This window comes from Enterobacter sp. 50588862 (genome assembly GCF_001462935.1).
In the GTDB taxonomy this organism is placed as follows: Bacteria; Pseudomonadota; Gammaproteobacteria; order Enterobacterales; family Enterobacteriaceae; genus Enterobacter; species Enterobacter bugandensis.
In genome coordinates this window covers 446,535-461,941 of record NZ_LNHM01000007.1, presented here as the reverse complement: position 1 = coordinate 461,941, position 15,407 = coordinate 446,535, and the positions used below count along the sequence as shown (strand labels likewise).

Here is a 15,407-nt window from a genome sequence, read left to right as displayed (position 1 = left end):
GGAGCCTTTATGTTACACTGCGCACCTGAACTTTTCCCTGTGGTGTGCTCGTGGCTCAAAACTCCGTATTTCTTCCCGATCAATTCCTGGCGCAGATGCGCGAGGCGCTTCCCTCTCATCTGTCGTTGGACGATTTTATCGCCGCCTGCCAGCGTCCGTTACGCCGGAGCATCCGCGTTAATACGCTGAAAATCAGCGTCGAGGATTTTCTGGCGCTGGTCTCTCCGTACGGCTGGCAGCTTACGCCGGTTCCGTGGTGTGAAGAGGGATTCTGGATCGACCGCGATGACGAAGACGCGGTGCCGCTGGGAAGTACCGCAGAACATCTGAGCGGTCTGTTTTATATTCAGGAAGCGAGCTCAATGCTACCGGTTGCCGCCCTGTTCGCCGACGGCAACGCGCCTGAACGCGTGATGGATGTCGCCGCCGCGCCCGGCTCGAAAACCACGCAGATTGCCGCGCGCATGGGCAATCGCGGAGCAATCCTCGCCAACGAATTTTCCGCCAGCCGCGTGAAGGTGTTGCATGCCAATATCAGCCGCTGCGGTATTCATAATGTCGCTCTTACGCACTTCGACGGTCGCGTCTTTGGCGCCGCCCTGCCGGAAATGTTTGATGCCATCCTGCTGGACGCCCCCTGCTCCGGTGAAGGGGTAGTGCGTAAAGATCCCGATGCGTTAAAGAACTGGTCCGTGGAGAGCAATCTTGAGATCGCCGCCACGCAGCGCGAGCTGATCGACAGCGCGTTCCACGCCCTGCGCCCCGGCGGCACGCTGGTCTATTCAACGTGTACCTTAAACCGCGATGAAAACGAAGACGTCTGCCTGTGGCTGAAAGCGCAATATCCGGATGCGGTCGAGTTCCTGCCGCTTAACGATCTGTTTTCCTCGGCACAGGAGGCGGTCACGCCGGAAGGTTTCCTCCACGTGTTCCCGCAGATTTACGACTGCGAAGGGTTCTTTGTGGCGCGTCTGCGTAAAACGCAGGCGGTTGCTCCCCTGCCCGCCCCCAAATTCAAGGTCGGCAACTTCCCGTTTGCGCCGCTTAAAGGCCGCGACGTCGCGCAGCTTGAAGCCGCAGCCAGCAAGGTCGGGTTGCAGTGGGATGAGAGCATGCATCTCTGGCAGCGGGACAAAGAGGTTTGGCTTTTCCCGGCGAATATCGAGCCACTGATTGGCAAAGTGCGTTTTTCCCGAATCGGGATCCGCCTGGCGGAAGTGCATAATAAAGGCTATCGCTGGCAGCATGAGGCCGTCATCGCGCTTGCCGGACACGAGAATACCTTTGCCCTGACGCATCAGGAAGCCGAAGAGTGGTACCGTGGCCGCGATGTTTATCCTGACAGCTCGCCTTCCGCAGATGAAGTGGTGGTGACCTATCAGGGATTCCCGCTGGGGCTGGCCAAAAAGGTCGGTTCAAGACTCAAAAACAGCTATCCACGCGAACTGGTCCGGGATGGCCGACTGTTTACCGGTAACGATCGCACCGCCTGAAAAAAGCGCATTTTTTTACTGGCGATTTTGCTCTCCTTGTCTACGATCAAAAATGGATCCCCATACTGGTCATACCAGATTTTGACAACCGACCCGGAGAGCACTATGACGAAAACCAGCGTGCGTATTGGCGCTTTTGAGATCGACGACGCAGAGCTGCGCGGCGAAGCACAAGGCGATCGAACGTTAAGTATTCCCTGCAAATCCGACCCGGATTTGTGCATGCAGCTCGATGCATGGGATGCAGACACCAGCGTCCCGGCAATACTTGATGGCGAACATTCTGTCCTTTACCGTGAGCATTACGATAGTAAAGCCGATGCCTGGGTCATGCGTCTTGCCTGACCTAAAGAGAACCCGCCCGAAGGCGGGTTATTTATTACTGCAGCTGCGCCAGCGTAAAGTAACCGTCAAATACGGCCCCCGTATCAATGTAGTGCAGATTGTCAAAATCATACCTTCTGTCGACGGGCGTATGTCCGAACCAGAAATGATCCGCCCCGCTAATACCCTGCCCTTTGCCCACCATAAACCCCATCAGGCGGTCGCGATCCCATAACACGCGCTGGGCGCTTACCGGTTTTTCCCAGCGGTATTCCTCCGCCGGGTAATCAGCATGAGCAATAACGTTCAATCCGTTCGCGCAGGTAATTTCGATAATATGCGGTAACGCACGACATGCGTTAAGTAACGAGCGCGCCCGCTGCTGCTCCTCATGCTCAAGCCGCGAAAACCACATTCCGCCATTCATTGTCCAGAGCGCAAAATCATTATTATCCAGGCTATCTATTGCCATTTGCTCATGATTGCCCCGCACTGCTCGAAACCATTTCTCATTGATGAGCTGCAATGATTTCACGCTGTCCGGACCACGATCGATCAGATCGCCAACGGAAATAAGTAAATCCTCATAAGGATTGAAATGACGGCGTTTCAGTTCCTCCATGAGCCTCTGGTAACAGCCGTGTATGTCGCTGACAACCCATACGTGACGCCACTCTCCACCTTCTATTCGCTGATACATAAGGCCTCCCTTTAACAGTATAGCCGCCGTCAAAAGCGCAAGAAGATCAGCGCAGCCCTTACAAAGTAAAACAAACGGTAAACCAAAGAGAAATAAAGATCCGCGCGCTCTTAATCCCTTTTTACTGGCTCCTTAGAATAAGGGGAGATAAAAACGAGAGGTCTTCACGTGTCTAATACACAGCTACATAACGATGTTTTCTATCCGCATCGCACGAATATTATTTCCGAGCTGGTGAACGGCAAACGCGTCCCGGGGCCAATCTGGCGGAAACGCGACTACCGACTGAAGTTCCTTTTACGTTCCCTGCTCTTTTGGTCTTCCACCCACCGTATGCTGGAAGCCCTCTCTGGCCGTGACGATTTCGACAAACTGCTGACATCGCAAATTACGTTGCCCAGCAAGACCCATCGGCAATACCTGATGCGTGGTCTGACGGCAAACGATCGCGCCGACGCTATCGTTAACCATTACTACTGGATCGATCGCCTGAAGGAGAGCCGTCTTGCCCAGGCTATGACCGGCGCGCAGGAACAACCTATCGCGCAGTTCCATGTCAAAGACGGCATGACCTACACGATTAATGCGTCCTCAGCTGGCAAAGCCGAGCGTGAAGGTGAGAGTACGCTCTGGCTGCGCGACAACGAGGATACGCTTCTGGCCAGCCTGACCTTTAGCGTCGCCCGCAGCAATGGCCAGCCCGTTATGGTCATTGGCGGACTTCAGGGCCCCCGTCGCTGCGTGTCACGAGATGCCATTAAACTGGCAACTCGCGCCTGCCATGGCCTGTTTCCCAAGCGCGTGCTGATGGAGGTACTTTTCCAGCTGGCAGCGCAGTCCTCTGTTCGGGCCATTTTTGCCGTCAGCGATGAGGGACACGTTTTCCGCGCGCTGCGCTATCGCCTCAGCAAAGGCCGTCATTTCCACGCCAGCTATGACGAATTCTGGGATTCTTTGGGTGGGAAAAAACTTTCCGCCTTCTGCTGGCAGCTGCCGCTGCAGATGGAGCGCAAATCCCTCGACGAGATAGCCAGTAAAAAACGCGCTGAATACCGTCGTCGCTTTGAACTGCTTGATGAAATTGAGGCGTCCGTTAAGTCCCATTTCTAATCGCGACAAGCGTTTTCGCTCTCAGCACAGAGAATGCACTCGGTTTGAGAAAGGAATGATAAAGCAGAGCACTCTTGCATATGCCAGGGGTGCTCAGTTAGCATTGCGCGAAATGAAAATAGCGAATGCGTTGGAAAAGCGCAGTGTAGACGCAAATTTAAGGACTTTAATGATGATTTACGACTGCTTCTTGTATTACGATGAAGATATGCTTCTTGATATCAGGCTGAATACGCTAGCGGACGTTATTGATCGGTTCGTTATCGTTGAGTCAACGCATACCTTTACCGGCAAAAAGCGGCAGCTTAACTTTGACATAAATACGGTCCTTTTAAAGATAAAATTATTTATGTTGTGCATGATGAAACACCTCTCATGAAAGCCTCTGACGGCGGCGATCAGCATCAGGACGGTCTGGTGGTGGATGCATGGGCGAATGAAGCCGCGCAGAGAAATGCCATCATGCAGGGCCTCAAAAGTGCTAAATATGATGATTTGATTTTAATTTCCGATGTGGACGAGATTTTTTCACCACAGGTTATCGGCTCTATCAACGCGAATAAACTCTGCACAACGCTTTATCAAAACTTTTATAATTATCAGTTTAATCTGCAGGTTTTTAATACAGATAACACCCCAAGAAAATGTAAACTGCCGAGAGCCACAAAATATAAAAACCTCGTTCATTTTTTTGGCGGCGAGCCTGAGTCGTTCAGAAATCTTAAACGCACCAGAAGCGTCAAAAACTGGTCCTGGCTCAAATGGAACTGGTTCAAACTTAACAATCGCATCATTGAAAATAGTGTCTGGCATTTCTCATGGGTTATGACCCCTGAACGCATATCAGAAAAAATGTCCACCATCTCCCACACGGAATACGATCTGCCTGAGTTCAATAACCCGGAACATATCATGAAGGTGATAAAAAACGCCGAAGATATCTGGGGACGAGACAGGAAGTTAATCAGGCAAGAGCTGTCGGCAGACAGTTTCCCCGAGTATATCGTTAACAACAAAGATAAATTCAGGGAATTCATTATTTAACTATCAGGCCGGGCCTTTACTTCACCGACGAAGATTCCACAGCGATCGCCAGGACACAATTTTTTAACAAAGATGCCAAAAAACCCTGGACGTACGCGGTCCTGAGTATGTTATGGTTTAGTCAGGATAGGGAACTGTCCAGCCATTCTCGGGGTTTTCGGTCCATAACCGAAGAAACCTTTTGAGAAACATAGAGATAAAAAGAGACCGAATACGATTCCTGTATTCGGTCCAGGGAAATGGCTCTTGGGAGAGAGCCGTGCGCTAAAAGTTGGCATTAATGCAGGCTAAGTCGCCTTGCCTTTTAAGAATAGATGACGACGCCAGGTTTTCCAGTCCACAGCAAAAGTGGCCTGAAAAAAAGCGTCAGAGCATCATTAAAAGTGAAAAACCGCAGTGCTTTGGCGAGCATCTGCGGTTTTTTTATTGGAAACCTGAACGTCAGCAGAGCTTGTCAGCGCGCTCGATAAACGGTGCCAGGCTCATCTTCTGCCCCGGGTTGGCCGGGTCATCAATCTGAATCACGCTGACTGGCTGACCGCTGCTCTTGCCGCTGGCGACCTGCTGCTCAGCGGTATCGTTGAGCGGGTACTGGACCAGCGTGCTCGGGTTGATCGCATACAGCGCATGGCCCGGACGGCAGGTCAGCATCACCTCTTCGCGATTAAAGGCCCATTTGTCTTTGCCCACTTCAAAGCGGCTTACGGTGATTACCTGCGGTGCCGCCAGAGCGCTTCCCGCGCAGGCCAGCAATAAGAGAGAAAGTACTGTCTTTTTCATTTAATAGTTAACCTTGTCAGAAGGGTTCCCAGGTAGCAAACAGACTGACCGTTGCCAGAACCAGCGCGCCCAGCACCACCTCTGCCTGTGTCATCCTGATAAACATCTGTTGTGCGCGCCCGGAATCCGGACGGAACCGTGGCACCAGAAAATACCGATTTGCCAGCGCAATTGCCACCATCAACGCCACGAGAGCACATTTGAACAACAAAAACTGCACGTAGCCAGCCTGCCAGGGAATATGGATGCCCAGAATCAACAGCGCATTCACTACGCCGGTAAGCAGCACGCCTGCGACGGCATAATGCCCCACGCGCGAGAAACGCATCATGGTATAGATGGCCGCGTTCTGCCAGCGTCCTTTCGCCAGACGCATGCAAAACAGCAGCGGCAGCAATCCACCCACCCAGGTTGCGGCACACAGCAGGTGAACAGCATGATTGATTCGCTGTATCGCCCCCATCGGGCCGTCGCTCATCGCCGCGTGCCCTACACCTGCCAGCAGGATAAGCTGGCCCATGGCGAGCAGCAGCAGGCGCGAGCCTTTCAGCGGCGCGAGCCACGCGACGACAACGGTGATGGCAGCGAGGATAATTTGCCACAACCAGACGCCACCAAACCGCGTTCCCAGCACGCTGTTCCAGATTTGCGGGTTAAACACATCGCCCCAGCCGTTGCCCATTAAGCCGCCCTGAAGCATAAACATCAGGATCGCAGCGGTCAGGCTGACGATGGATGCCACTCTCTGCTGGAGCTGGAAACGCCGGGCCATCAGGCGGTGCAGCCCGGAAGGCGCAAACCAGACGCTGTAAAGCGCGTTGCCAAAAACGAGCATTAGCGCCGCAAAATGGATAAAGCGCAATCCTACGTATAACAGTCCCAGCATGCTATTTCACGCTGAAGCGATAGCTGCCTTTGGTTTTATGGCCGTCGACGGAAACCACGTGCCAGTCCACCCGGTAAGCCCCCGGCGCCAGCGTCTGTTCCAGCGGAACGGTCAGCTGTGCTTTGTTCTTTTCGTCTCGCGTGGCGGTACCGGTTTTGATCACCTGATTTTGCGCATCCGTCACCACGACGCCGCTAAATCCGGGCTCGATACCTTCGGAGAAATTCAGCGTCAGCACCTGCGGTGACGCCACCTGGCTGTCCGCTGCCGGGCTCTGCTGCTCAAGATGCGCATGCGCCAGCACGGAGGGTGAGATTACCGTTGAGGCCAAAAAAACCAGTGCGCATACCGCGCGGGAAGCGGATAAACCCATCACAATCATTCCTTTTTGTTATGTCTGTATGCTAAAGAATAACGCTGTATAATAAACGAGTCGAGGATCATCCCGCTCTGCTTGTTATCGTCGCGCAATCGCGGTAACGTTGCCGCCGCAAAATAAGGAGAAGGTAATGAAGATTAATCTGGCCGCCCTTCCTCAGGACGAGATGGATAAAGTGAATGTCGATCTCGCTGCCGCTGGCGTCGCCTTTAAAGAGCGTTACAACATGCCCGTCGTGGCTGAAGTGGTGGAGCGAGAACAGCCCGCCCATCTGCGTGACTGGTTTCGCGAAAGGTTAATTGCCCACCGTCTCGCCTCGGTCAACCTCTCCCGCTTGCCGTACGAGCCGAAAGTTAAATAAGCTTAACGACTCGTTACACTTCCTTACGCGGAATCTGGCAGGATAAGAAAACCCTGATTAAATTAGGTGTACTCTTTAATCCCTGCGACTCTGTGTATAAGGAAGTCACGATGTCACATTGGAATATTGCGGCAGCCCAGTATGGCGGGCAGCATCACAGCGTAGATGACCATATTGCGCACCATCTCCACTTTATTGCCGAAGCAGCACAGCATCAGTGCGATTTGCTGGTTTTCCCGGAACTCTCATTAACCGGCCCGGGCGCGACGGCATTACCGCTCCCGCCCGAAGACGATCGACTACAGCCGTTGCTTGACGCCGCGCATTTTTACCGCATTACCCTCATTGCAGGTCTTCCCGTTGAACGAAACGGTCAGCGCCAGAAAGGCCTTGCGCTGTTTATCCCCTCTCGCGATCGTATTCTGCGTTACCCTCAGGGGAGCGGCGCCAGCCTGGTGCCGGGTGATAAACAACTCACGATTATCGATGGGCAAAGCGATTCACCGAATCTTGATCCGCAGGCAACACTCTTCACCAGCTGCCAGTCGGTGAGGGATTACCGCTGGCGACAGTCCATCAATACCCTGCAGCGCTTTGCGCACAGGTATGCCATCGCGGTGTTAATGGCAAATGCCGGCACGGGCAGCGCGTTATGGGATGAAAAAGGCCAGCTGATCGTTCGGGCAGATAAGGGTGAGCTCCTGTTGACCGGCACGCGCAACGGACAGGGTTGGCAAGGCGATATCATTCCTTTAGGCTAAGCGTTTTAAGCTCAGGAGATTTTCATGCTGCGCGTCATTGATACCGAAACTTGCGATCTTCAGGGCGGAATTGTGGAAGTGGCCTCGGTCGACGTGGTTGATGGAAAAATCGTCAACCCGATGAGCCATCTGGTGCGTCCCGATCGTCCTATTAGCCCACAGGCCATGGCTATCCATCGCATTACAGAATCAATGGTGGCGGATAAACCCTGGATAGAAGACGTTATCCCGCACTACTACGGCAGCCCATGGTACGTTGCCCACAACGCCAGCTTTGACCGTCGGGTACTCCCCGAAATGCCCGGGGAGTGGATTTGTACCATGAAGCTGGCGCGTCGCCTCTGGCCAGGGATCAAGTACAGCAATATGGCGCTGTATAAATCCCGCAAGCTCAGCGTCAGAACCCCTGAAGGGCTGCACCATCACCGCGCCCTGTATGACTGCTATATCACCGCTGCGCTACTCATAGATATTATGAACACATCGGGCTGGACGCCGGATGATATGGCAACGATCACCGGACGCCCTGCGCTGCTGACGACGTTCACCTTCGGCAAATACCGCGGGAGAGCGGTATCGGATATTGCGGATAAAGATCCGGGCTATCTGCGCTGGCTGTATAACAACCTCGACAAAATGAGCCCGGAGCTGCGCTTAACCCTGAAACACTATCTGGGTGAAGCTTAACGCTGTACACGGCCTGGCAACGTATCCTGCGCCAGGCCTATCAAAAAGGCATACTCAAGGGCCACCCCTTCGTAGGATTTGAATCGACCCGATTTCCCCCCGTGCCCGGAGTCCATATCGGTACAGAGCAGCAGCAGGTTGTCATCGGTTTTCAGCTCCCGCAGCTTTGCTACCCATTTTGCCGGTTCCCAGTATTGCACCTGTGAATCGTGCAAACCGGTCGTCACCAGCATGTGCGGGTACGCTTTCGCTTCCACGTTGTCATACGGGCTGTACTCTTTCATATAGCGATAATAGGTTTCATCCTGCGGGTTGCCCCACTCCTCAAACTCTCCGGTTGTCAAAGGGATGGACTCATCGAGCATAGTGGTAACCACATCGACAAACGGGACCTGCGCAACAATACCCTTAAAGCGTTCGGGCCGCTGATTGATGACCGCCCCCATCAGCATCCCCCCCGCGCTACCGCCCATGCCGAAGCAAAGCTGAGGATCGCCATAGCCTTGCTCAATCAGCGCATCGCAGACGTCGAGATAGTCGTTGAAGGTGTTTTTCTTTTTCAGGAATTTCCCGTCTTCATACCAGTGCTGCCCCAGCTCGCCGCCGCCGCGAATATGGGCAATGGCGAAAACAAAGCCGCGGTCGAGCAGGCTTAATCTGCTGCTGCTGAAGTCGGCATCCATGCTGGAGCCATAGGAGCCGTAGCCATAGACCAGGATCGGATTTTTACCCTTCTGGAAGTGCGCCTTGTGATAAACGAGCGAAACAGGCACCTCCACGCCATCGCGCGCGGTGACCCACAGGTGTTCGCTGCGGTAATTGTCGGAATCAAAGCCCTTCACTTCGGTTTGCTTAAGCACCTGGCGCTGTCCGGTATCCATATCCAGCTCGAAGAGCGTATCCGGCGTGGTCATGGACGAGTAACCGTAGCGCAGCCGGGACGATTCAGGTTCCGGGTTAAAGCCGATCCACGTGACGTAGGCCGGATCGTCGAACGCAATCCCTATCACCTCACGCGTTTTACGGTTGATCTGCCGGATACTGGTCAGCCCCCGCTGGCGCTCCTCCACCACCAGCCAGTCGGTAAACAGCGTGAACCCTTCCAGCATCACCTGATCCCGCGCGGGAATCAGCACCTCCCACTTGCGCTCGTCGCGCACCTTGGTTTTGTACAGACCAAAGTTCTTGCCTTCACGATTCGAACGCAGATAAAAGCTGTGCTGGAAGTGATCCAGGCTGTACTCGTGGTCCTTGCGGCGCGGCAGGAAACAGAGCGGCTGGGCGTCAGGCAGTTCGGCATCCAGGAGCAGCACTTCCGAGGTGGTGGCGCTGGCGAGGAAGATAATCACATAGTGGCGCGAGGAGGTTTTATGCAGGCTGACATAAAACGTTTCGTCTTTCTCTTCATAGACCAGCTCGTCATCGGCTGAGTCCGTGCCTACGGTATGGCGCCACACCTGATAAGGCAGCAGCGTGGAGGCGTGCTTTTTAACGTAGTAGACCGTCTCGGAATCGTTCGCCCAGACAAAATCCGGGGAGACGTTTTCCAGCATTTCCGGATACCAGTTGCCGGTTTCCAGATTGCGAAAACGCAGGCCGTACTGGCGCCGGGAGAGATAATCCTCCGCCAGCGCCATGATGGTGTTGTCCGGGGAGATGGACATACCGCCCAGGGTATAAAACTCGCTGTGGGCGGCACGCTGGTTCGCATCCAGCAAAATGTCCCATTCATCCCACTCGGCGCTTAATACCGACTGTCGTTGATAGATGGGATACTCGTTGCCCGGCTCATAGATATGGCGATAGCGATAGCCGTTTTTGGTCCAGGGCGCGGAGATGTCGCGCTGGGGAATACGCTGCACCATTTCATTCAGCAGCTGGTCCTGAAGCGCCTGCTGGCTGGCCATGACCCTGCGGCCATAGTCGTTTTCCTCGTGCAGGTAGTCGAGCACCTCTGGCCGGGAACGCGAATCGTCCCGCAGCCAGTAATAGTTGTCTATGCGCGTATCGCCATGCGTGACGATCGCATAAGGAGTACGTCGGGCTTTCGGTGGCATGTCATCATTCTTTTAAGTTTTACACCCTATAAGGTTGGCAAAACCCGCGCATGATGCAAGCGAAACATGACCACGGGGGCGCGAGTTAGCCCTGTAGCGCCAGTTTTTGTTCCCCGATATCTTTTTCAATCCCCTCGCGCACGTCCTGAGGGATCTTCAGCGCGTCGCCGAGGGCATTAAGGTAGCTACGCTCCATAAAGTGATCGATATCTATGGCGGCACAGCTGAGAAAATAGAGTTCCAGCGCCTCTTCCTCATTTTTCACGCTCAGTGCCAGACGCTGCGGATCGAGCGGCTGTTCAATGGCCTGCGCCACCAGCGTTCTGCCCTGTTCTTCAACACCCGCCTCGCGCAGCTGCTGTTCGATAGCCGCTCTTTCATTATCATCAATATGCCCGTCGCTTTTGGCGGCAAACACCAGCGCCAGGATGAGCCGCTCCGTGCGCAGATCCAGCGGAGAAGTATGCTCCCCATAGTGAGGTTCATCGCGGTGCGCCGCTCGCACCCTGTCCTTATATTTGTTCCACAGCACGGTGCCGGCGATAACGCCGCCCCCGGCCAGCAGCGCGCCGGTACCGTACTTCGCCAGCAGCTTGCGTGAGGATTTATTGGCAACCAGCAGCCCTGCCAGCCCACCGAGCGCCCCCGGTACCAGCAGTTTGCTCAGCCCCTGTTCGCCGGAACCAGACGTTTTCTGCCCTAACATGGATTGCAGTTGATTTAACCAGCCTGACATGGTTTCCCTCGCTTAACGGTTAACATGTTCTCCAGCGTAAGCGAGCAGGCGTCAGGAAATGTCCATCAAGCCTAAAGAAGCGCAAATTTCTGGTCTGCCCTTTTGCCGTGCGCAAGACAGACGCAAACGTTTTCGTTTATACTGCGCGCATCTTTTTCAGGGGGAATGTTATGACTCGTTTAGGAACCGCGCTGCGACCTGCGGCGACGCGCGTAATGCTGTTGGGATCGGGCGAACTGGGTAAAGAAGTCGCCATTGAGTGTCAGCGTTTAGGGGTGGAGGTGATTGCCGTAGACCGCTACGCCGACGCGCCCGCCATGCACGTCGCCCATCGTTCTTATGTGATTAACATGCTGGACGGTGATGCCCTGCGTACGCTTATTGCACGGGAGAAACCGGATTTTGTCGTGCCGGAAATTGAAGCTATCGCAACCGATACGCTGATCGCCCTTGAGCAGGCAGGCCAGCGCGTGGTGCCCTGCGCGAAAGCCGCAAAGCTGACCATGAACCGTGAAGGCATTCGCCGCCTGGCGGCGGAGGAGCTGGGGCTGCCTACTTCAAGCTACCGTTTTGCGGGTGACAAAGCCGCATTCCTGCAGGCCGTTGAAGAGATTGGCTACCCGTGCATCATTAAGCCGGTGATGAGCTCTTCGGGGAAAGGTCAGAGCTTTATTCGCGACAGCAGCGCGCTGGACAGCGCGTGGGATTATGCGCAACAGGGTGGCCGTGCCGGTGCCGGTCGCGTGATCGTCGAAGGCGTGGTGAAGTTTGATTTCGAAATCACTCTGCTCACCGTCAGTGCCGTGGACGGCGTCCATTTCTGCGACCCGATTGGCCACCGCCAGGAAGATGGCGATTATCGTGAATCCTGGCAGCCGCAGCAGATGAGCGACCTGGCGCTGGAGCGTGCCCGGGAGATTGCCCGTAAGACCGTTCTGGCCCTGGGCGGTTATGGCCTGTTCGGCGTGGAGCTGTTCGTCTGCGGTGACGAAGTGATCTTCAGCGAAGTCTCCCCTCGCCCGCACGACACCGGTATGGTCACGCTCATTTCGCAGGATCTCTCGGAGTTCGCCCTGCACGTGCGCGCCTTCCTCGGCCTGCCGGTTGGCGGCATCCGCCAGTACGGCCCGGCGGCGTCGGCGGTGATCCTTCCGCAGCTGACCAGCCAGAATGTGACGTTTGATAACGTCGAAGGCGCGGTGGGCGCAGGCCTGCAGGTCCGTCTGTTCGGCAAGCCGGAGATCGACGGTACGCGTCGTCTGGGCGTGGCGTTAGCCACCGGGGATAACGTTGACGAGGCCGTAGTAAGAGCAAAAGCGGCGGCTGCGAACGTTCAGGTAGCAGGATAAAAAAACGGGCCGAAAGGCCCGTTTTTCATGCTGCATATGGCTTACTGCTTCGCGCCTTCAACCGCTTCACGAGCCAGTTTCGTGATGCGATCCCAGTCGCCCGCTTCCAGCGCATCCGCCGGAACCAGCCATGAGCCGCCGATGCACAGCACGCTTTTCAGCGCCAGGTAGTCGCGGTAGTTAGCCGGGGAGATACCGCCCGTCGGGCAGAAGCGTACCTGAGAGAAGGGACCCGCAATTGCCTGCAGCGCTTTGGTGCCGCCGTTCGCTTCTGCCGGGAAGAATTTGAACTCTTTCAGACCGTAGTCCATGCCCAGCATCAGTTCAGAAACGGTGCTGATGCCCGGGATCAAGGGAATGGTGCCTTCGGTCGCGGCCTTCAGCAGCGGCTCGGTCAGGCCCGGGCTGATGGCAAACTGTGCGCCGGCTTCGGTCACTTCCGCCAGCTGCTGCGCGTTGAGAACGGTACCCGCACCGATGATGGCGTCCGGCACTTCTTTAGCGATGGCGCGGATGGCATCCATCGCGCAGGCGGTACGCAGGGTCACTTCCAGAACGCGAACGCCGCCCGCAACCAGCGCTTTCGCCATTGGCACAGCGTGCTCCAGCTTGTTTACCACGATAACCGGCACGACAGGGCCAGTGGTCAGGATTGCTTCTGCACTTGTTTTCCAGTTTTTCATCAGAGTTCTCTCTCGCCAGATCGTTAAAATCAAGTCGTCTTAAAACGTAATACAGGTTGCGCCCTGCTCCGCACCGGAGAGCTTCTCACGCAGCGCGCTGAACATTTCGCGTCCGGTTCCCACGCGCGATGCGCTCAGGTCAGGAATATGAGGCTGACGTGCCGCCAGCTCCGCGTCATCCACCAGCAGGGTTAACTCGCCAGTCTGGCCGTTCACGCGGATCATGTCGCCGTCGCGCACTTTCGCCAGCAAGCCGCCGTCGTAGGCTTCAGGCGTGACGTGGATGGCGGAAGGCACTTTGCCGGATGCGCCTGACAGGCGGCCATCGGTCACTAACGCAATTTTGAAACGGCGGTCCAATAATACACCAAGTGGTGGCATAAGTTTATGTAATTCTGGCATGCCGTTCGCTTTTGGCCCCTGATGACGCACGACCACCACGCAGTCTTTATCCAGCAGACCGGCGTCGAAGGCAGGCAACACGTCGTGCTGGCTTTCAAACACTACCGCCGGGGCCTCGATAACCTGGTTCTCTTCCGGCACGGCAGAGGTTTTCATCACCGCGCGGCCAAGGTTGCCGCTCAGCACTTTGGTACCGCCGTGGTGGGAGAACGGTTTGTCGATAGTGGCAATCACCTGCGGATCAAGAGACGCGGTTGCCCCGTCGCGCCAGTCCAGCTCGCCGTTGTTCAGCCACGGCTCCTGGGTGTAGCGCTGCAGACCAAATCCGGCTACGGTGTTCACGTCTTCATGCAGCAGACCGCCTTTCAGCAGCTCGCGCATCAGCAGCGGCACACCGCCCGCAGCCTGGAAGTGGTTGATGTCCGCCGGACCGTTCGGGTACAGACGCGCCATCAGCGGTACCACGGAGGAGATGTCGGAGAAGTCATCCCAGTTAATCAGGATACCCGCCGCGCGCGCCATGGCCACCAGGTGCATGGTGTGGTTAGTTGAACCGCCGGTCGCCAGCAGGGCGACGATACCGTTGACGATCACTTTTTCGTCGACCATTTTGCCCATCGGCATCCATTCATTGCCGTTTCCTGTCAGGCGCGTCACCTGACGGGCCGCGGCCTCGGTCAGCGCCTGGCGCAGCGGCGCGTCCGGCTGGATGAAGGACGAGCCCGGAAGCTGCATCCCCATAAACTCCACCACCATCTGGTTGGTGTTGGCCGTGCCGTAGAACGTACAGGTGCCCGGCGCATGGTAGGACGCGGCTTCGGCTTCCAGCAGCGCCTGACGATCGGCTTTGCCTTCCGCATACAGCTGGCGGATACGCACTTTTTCTTTATTCGGCAGACCGCTGGCCATCGGGCCGGACGGCACGAAAATCGCTGGCAGATGACCAAACGACAGCGCTGCCATCACCAGGCCCGGGACGATTTTGTCGCACACGCCGAGATACAGCGCACCATCAAACATGTTGTGTGACAGGCCCACAGCCGCAGACATCGCAATCACTTCGCGGCTCAGCAGCGACAGCTCCATACCATCCTGCCCCTGCGTCACGCCGTCGCACATGGCCGGGACGCCCCCCGCCACCTGCCCCACCGCGTTCACGCTGTGCAGCGCTTTACGAATGATGTTGGGATAGACCTCATACGGCTGGTGCGCGGAGAGCATATCGTTATAAGACGTGATGATAGCGATATTGTTACGCAACATGCTTTTCAGGGAGGCTTTGTCATCGGGCTGGCAGGCGGCGAAGCCGTGGGCCAGGTTACCGCAGGCCAGCTGGGAGCGGTGAACGGTGTTGCTTTTCGCCTGTTCAATGCGGGCGAGGTAGGCCGAACGGGTCTCTTTCGAGCGCTCGATAATGCGTTGTGTTACGCGTAACAATACAGGATTCATAAAAGCTCCTTTAATTTATCTGTCCGGGCTCGGGAGTTTACAAAGTCGCTGGCGGTTGTTAACAACGCTGAAACGCTTGCTGTCCGGAGCTCAGGGGCAAAATCACTTCCGGCAGTGTAATAAAAAAAGCCCCGCGGGTGAATCCACGCGGAGCTTAAAAGTATAAAAATTGTGCCACTAACTGTGTTAGATCATGTTACCGGTAA

15 protein-coding genes and 1 pseudogene are annotated in these 15,407 nt (G+C 55.6%); 8 read left to right on the top strand and 8 right to left on the bottom strand.

Annotation, left to right across the window (positions count from 1 at the left end; all coding sequences use genetic code 11):
* Window positions 1-44 precede the first annotated feature (44 nt).
* A complete protein-coding gene (rsmF, locus tag APT89_RS02645; RefSeq protein WP_204376005.1) occupies window positions 45-1,493 on the top strand; it encodes a 16S rRNA (cytosine(1407)-C(5))-methyltransferase RsmF in 1,449 nt (482 codons plus the stop codon).
* 105 nt (window positions 1,494-1,598) lie between these two features.
* Window positions 1,599-1,838, top strand: coding sequence for a YebV family protein (locus APT89_RS02640; protein ID WP_041909472.1), 240 nt, complete (start codon window positions 1,599-1,601; stop codon window positions 1,836-1,838).
* Window positions 1,839-1,872: 34 nt separating this feature from the next.
* Here APT89_RS02640 and pphA read toward each other — a convergent pair whose 3' ends face one another.
* Window positions 1,873-2,517, bottom strand: coding sequence for a protein-serine/threonine phosphatase (pphA, locus tag APT89_RS02635; protein ID WP_041909471.1), 645 nt, complete (start codon window positions 2,515-2,517; stop codon window positions 1,873-1,875).
* Between the two features lie 168 nt (window positions 2,518-2,685).
* Here pphA and APT89_RS02630 point away from each other — a divergent pair, with 168 nt between their 5' ends.
* A complete protein-coding gene (locus tag APT89_RS02630) occupies window positions 2,686-3,627 on the top strand; it encodes a VirK/YbjX family protein (protein ID WP_041909470.1) in 942 nt (313 codons plus the stop codon).
* Between the two features lie 172 nt (window positions 3,628-3,799).
* Window positions 3,800-4,671, top strand: a pseudogene (locus APT89_RS24695) (benzoate transporter).
* Between the two features lie 441 nt (window positions 4,672-5,112).
* Here APT89_RS24695 and APT89_RS02615 read toward each other — a convergent pair.
* The 3 genes from APT89_RS02615 to yobA are packed head-to-tail and all read right to left on the bottom strand — an operon-like array spanning window position 5,113 to window position 6,710.
* Window positions 5,113-5,451, bottom strand: a complete 339-nt coding sequence (locus APT89_RS02615) for a YebY family protein (RefSeq protein ID WP_028013604.1) — start codon at window positions 5,449-5,451, stop codon at window positions 5,113-5,115.
* Between the two features lie 16 nt (window positions 5,452-5,467).
* A complete protein-coding gene (copD, locus tag APT89_RS02610) occupies window positions 5,468-6,337 on the bottom strand; it encodes a copper homeostasis membrane protein CopD (protein WP_041909468.1) in 870 nt (289 codons plus the stop codon).
* A 1-nt stretch (window position 6,338) separates the two neighbouring features.
* Window positions 6,339-6,710 carry a CopC domain-containing protein YobA gene (gene yobA / locus APT89_RS02605; protein ID WP_041909466.1) on the bottom strand — a complete coding sequence of 124 codons (372 nt, stop codon included), beginning with the start codon at window positions 6,708-6,710 and terminating at the stop codon, window positions 6,339-6,341.
* Between the two features lie 136 nt (window positions 6,711-6,846).
* Between yobA and APT89_RS02600 the strand changes: the two genes are divergently transcribed.
* The 3 genes from APT89_RS02600 to exoX all read left to right on the top strand — a co-directional run bounded on the left by APT89_RS02600 (window position 6,847) and on the right by exoX (window position 8,525).
* A complete protein-coding gene (locus APT89_RS02600) occupies window positions 6,847-7,077 on the top strand; it encodes a DNA polymerase III subunit theta (protein WP_008500465.1) in 231 nt (76 codons plus the stop codon).
* A 110-nt stretch (window positions 7,078-7,187) separates the two neighbouring features.
* Complete coding sequence (locus APT89_RS02595) at window positions 7,188-7,838, top strand: nitrilase-related carbon-nitrogen hydrolase (protein WP_041909464.1); 651 nt, start codon at window positions 7,188-7,190, stop codon at window positions 7,836-7,838.
* A 24-nt stretch (window positions 7,839-7,862) separates the two neighbouring features.
* Window positions 7,863-8,525: an exodeoxyribonuclease X gene (gene exoX, locus APT89_RS02590; RefSeq protein ID WP_025756911.1), complete on the top strand. Its 663-nt coding sequence runs from the start codon at window positions 7,863-7,865 to the stop codon at window positions 8,523-8,525.
* Here the strand turns inward: exoX and ptrB are convergent.
* Both ptrB and APT89_RS02580 read right to left on the bottom strand, forming a co-directional pair.
* Window positions 8,522-10,582: an oligopeptidase B gene (gene ptrB, locus APT89_RS02585; RefSeq protein ID WP_041909462.1), complete on the bottom strand. Its 2,061-nt coding sequence runs from the start codon at window positions 10,580-10,582 to the stop codon at window positions 8,522-8,524. The genes exoX and ptrB overlap by 4 nt on opposite strands.
* Before the next feature lie 85 nt (window positions 10,583-10,667).
* Window positions 10,668-11,318 carry a tellurite resistance TerB family protein gene (locus APT89_RS02580; RefSeq protein ID WP_041909460.1) on the bottom strand — a complete coding sequence of 217 codons (651 nt, stop codon included), beginning with the start codon at window positions 11,316-11,318 and terminating at the stop codon, window positions 10,668-10,670.
* A gap of 170 nt (window positions 11,319-11,488) precedes the next feature.
* Here APT89_RS02580 and purT point away from each other — a divergent pair, with 170 nt between their 5' ends.
* The gene (gene purT / locus APT89_RS02575) at window positions 11,489-12,667 is read left to right on the top strand and encodes a formate-dependent phosphoribosylglycinamide formyltransferase (RefSeq protein ID WP_041909459.1); all 1,179 of its coding nucleotides are present in this window, start codon (window positions 11,489-11,491) and stop codon (window positions 12,665-12,667) included.
* Window positions 12,668-12,708: 41 nt separating this feature from the next.
* Here the strand turns inward: purT and kdgA are convergent, their stop codons facing one another.
* On the bottom strand, window positions 12,709-13,350 hold the full coding sequence (gene kdgA, locus APT89_RS02570; RefSeq protein ID WP_014884307.1) for a bifunctional 4-hydroxy-2-oxoglutarate aldolase/2-dehydro-3-deoxy-phosphogluconate aldolase: 642 nt from the start codon (window positions 13,348-13,350) through the stop codon (window positions 12,709-12,711).
* Between the two features lie 39 nt (window positions 13,351-13,389).
* Window positions 13,390-15,201: a phosphogluconate dehydratase gene (gene edd, locus APT89_RS02565; protein ID WP_041909456.1), complete on the bottom strand. Its 1,812-nt coding sequence runs from the start codon at window positions 15,199-15,201 to the stop codon at window positions 13,390-13,392.
* Window positions 15,202-15,407 lie beyond the last annotated feature (206 nt).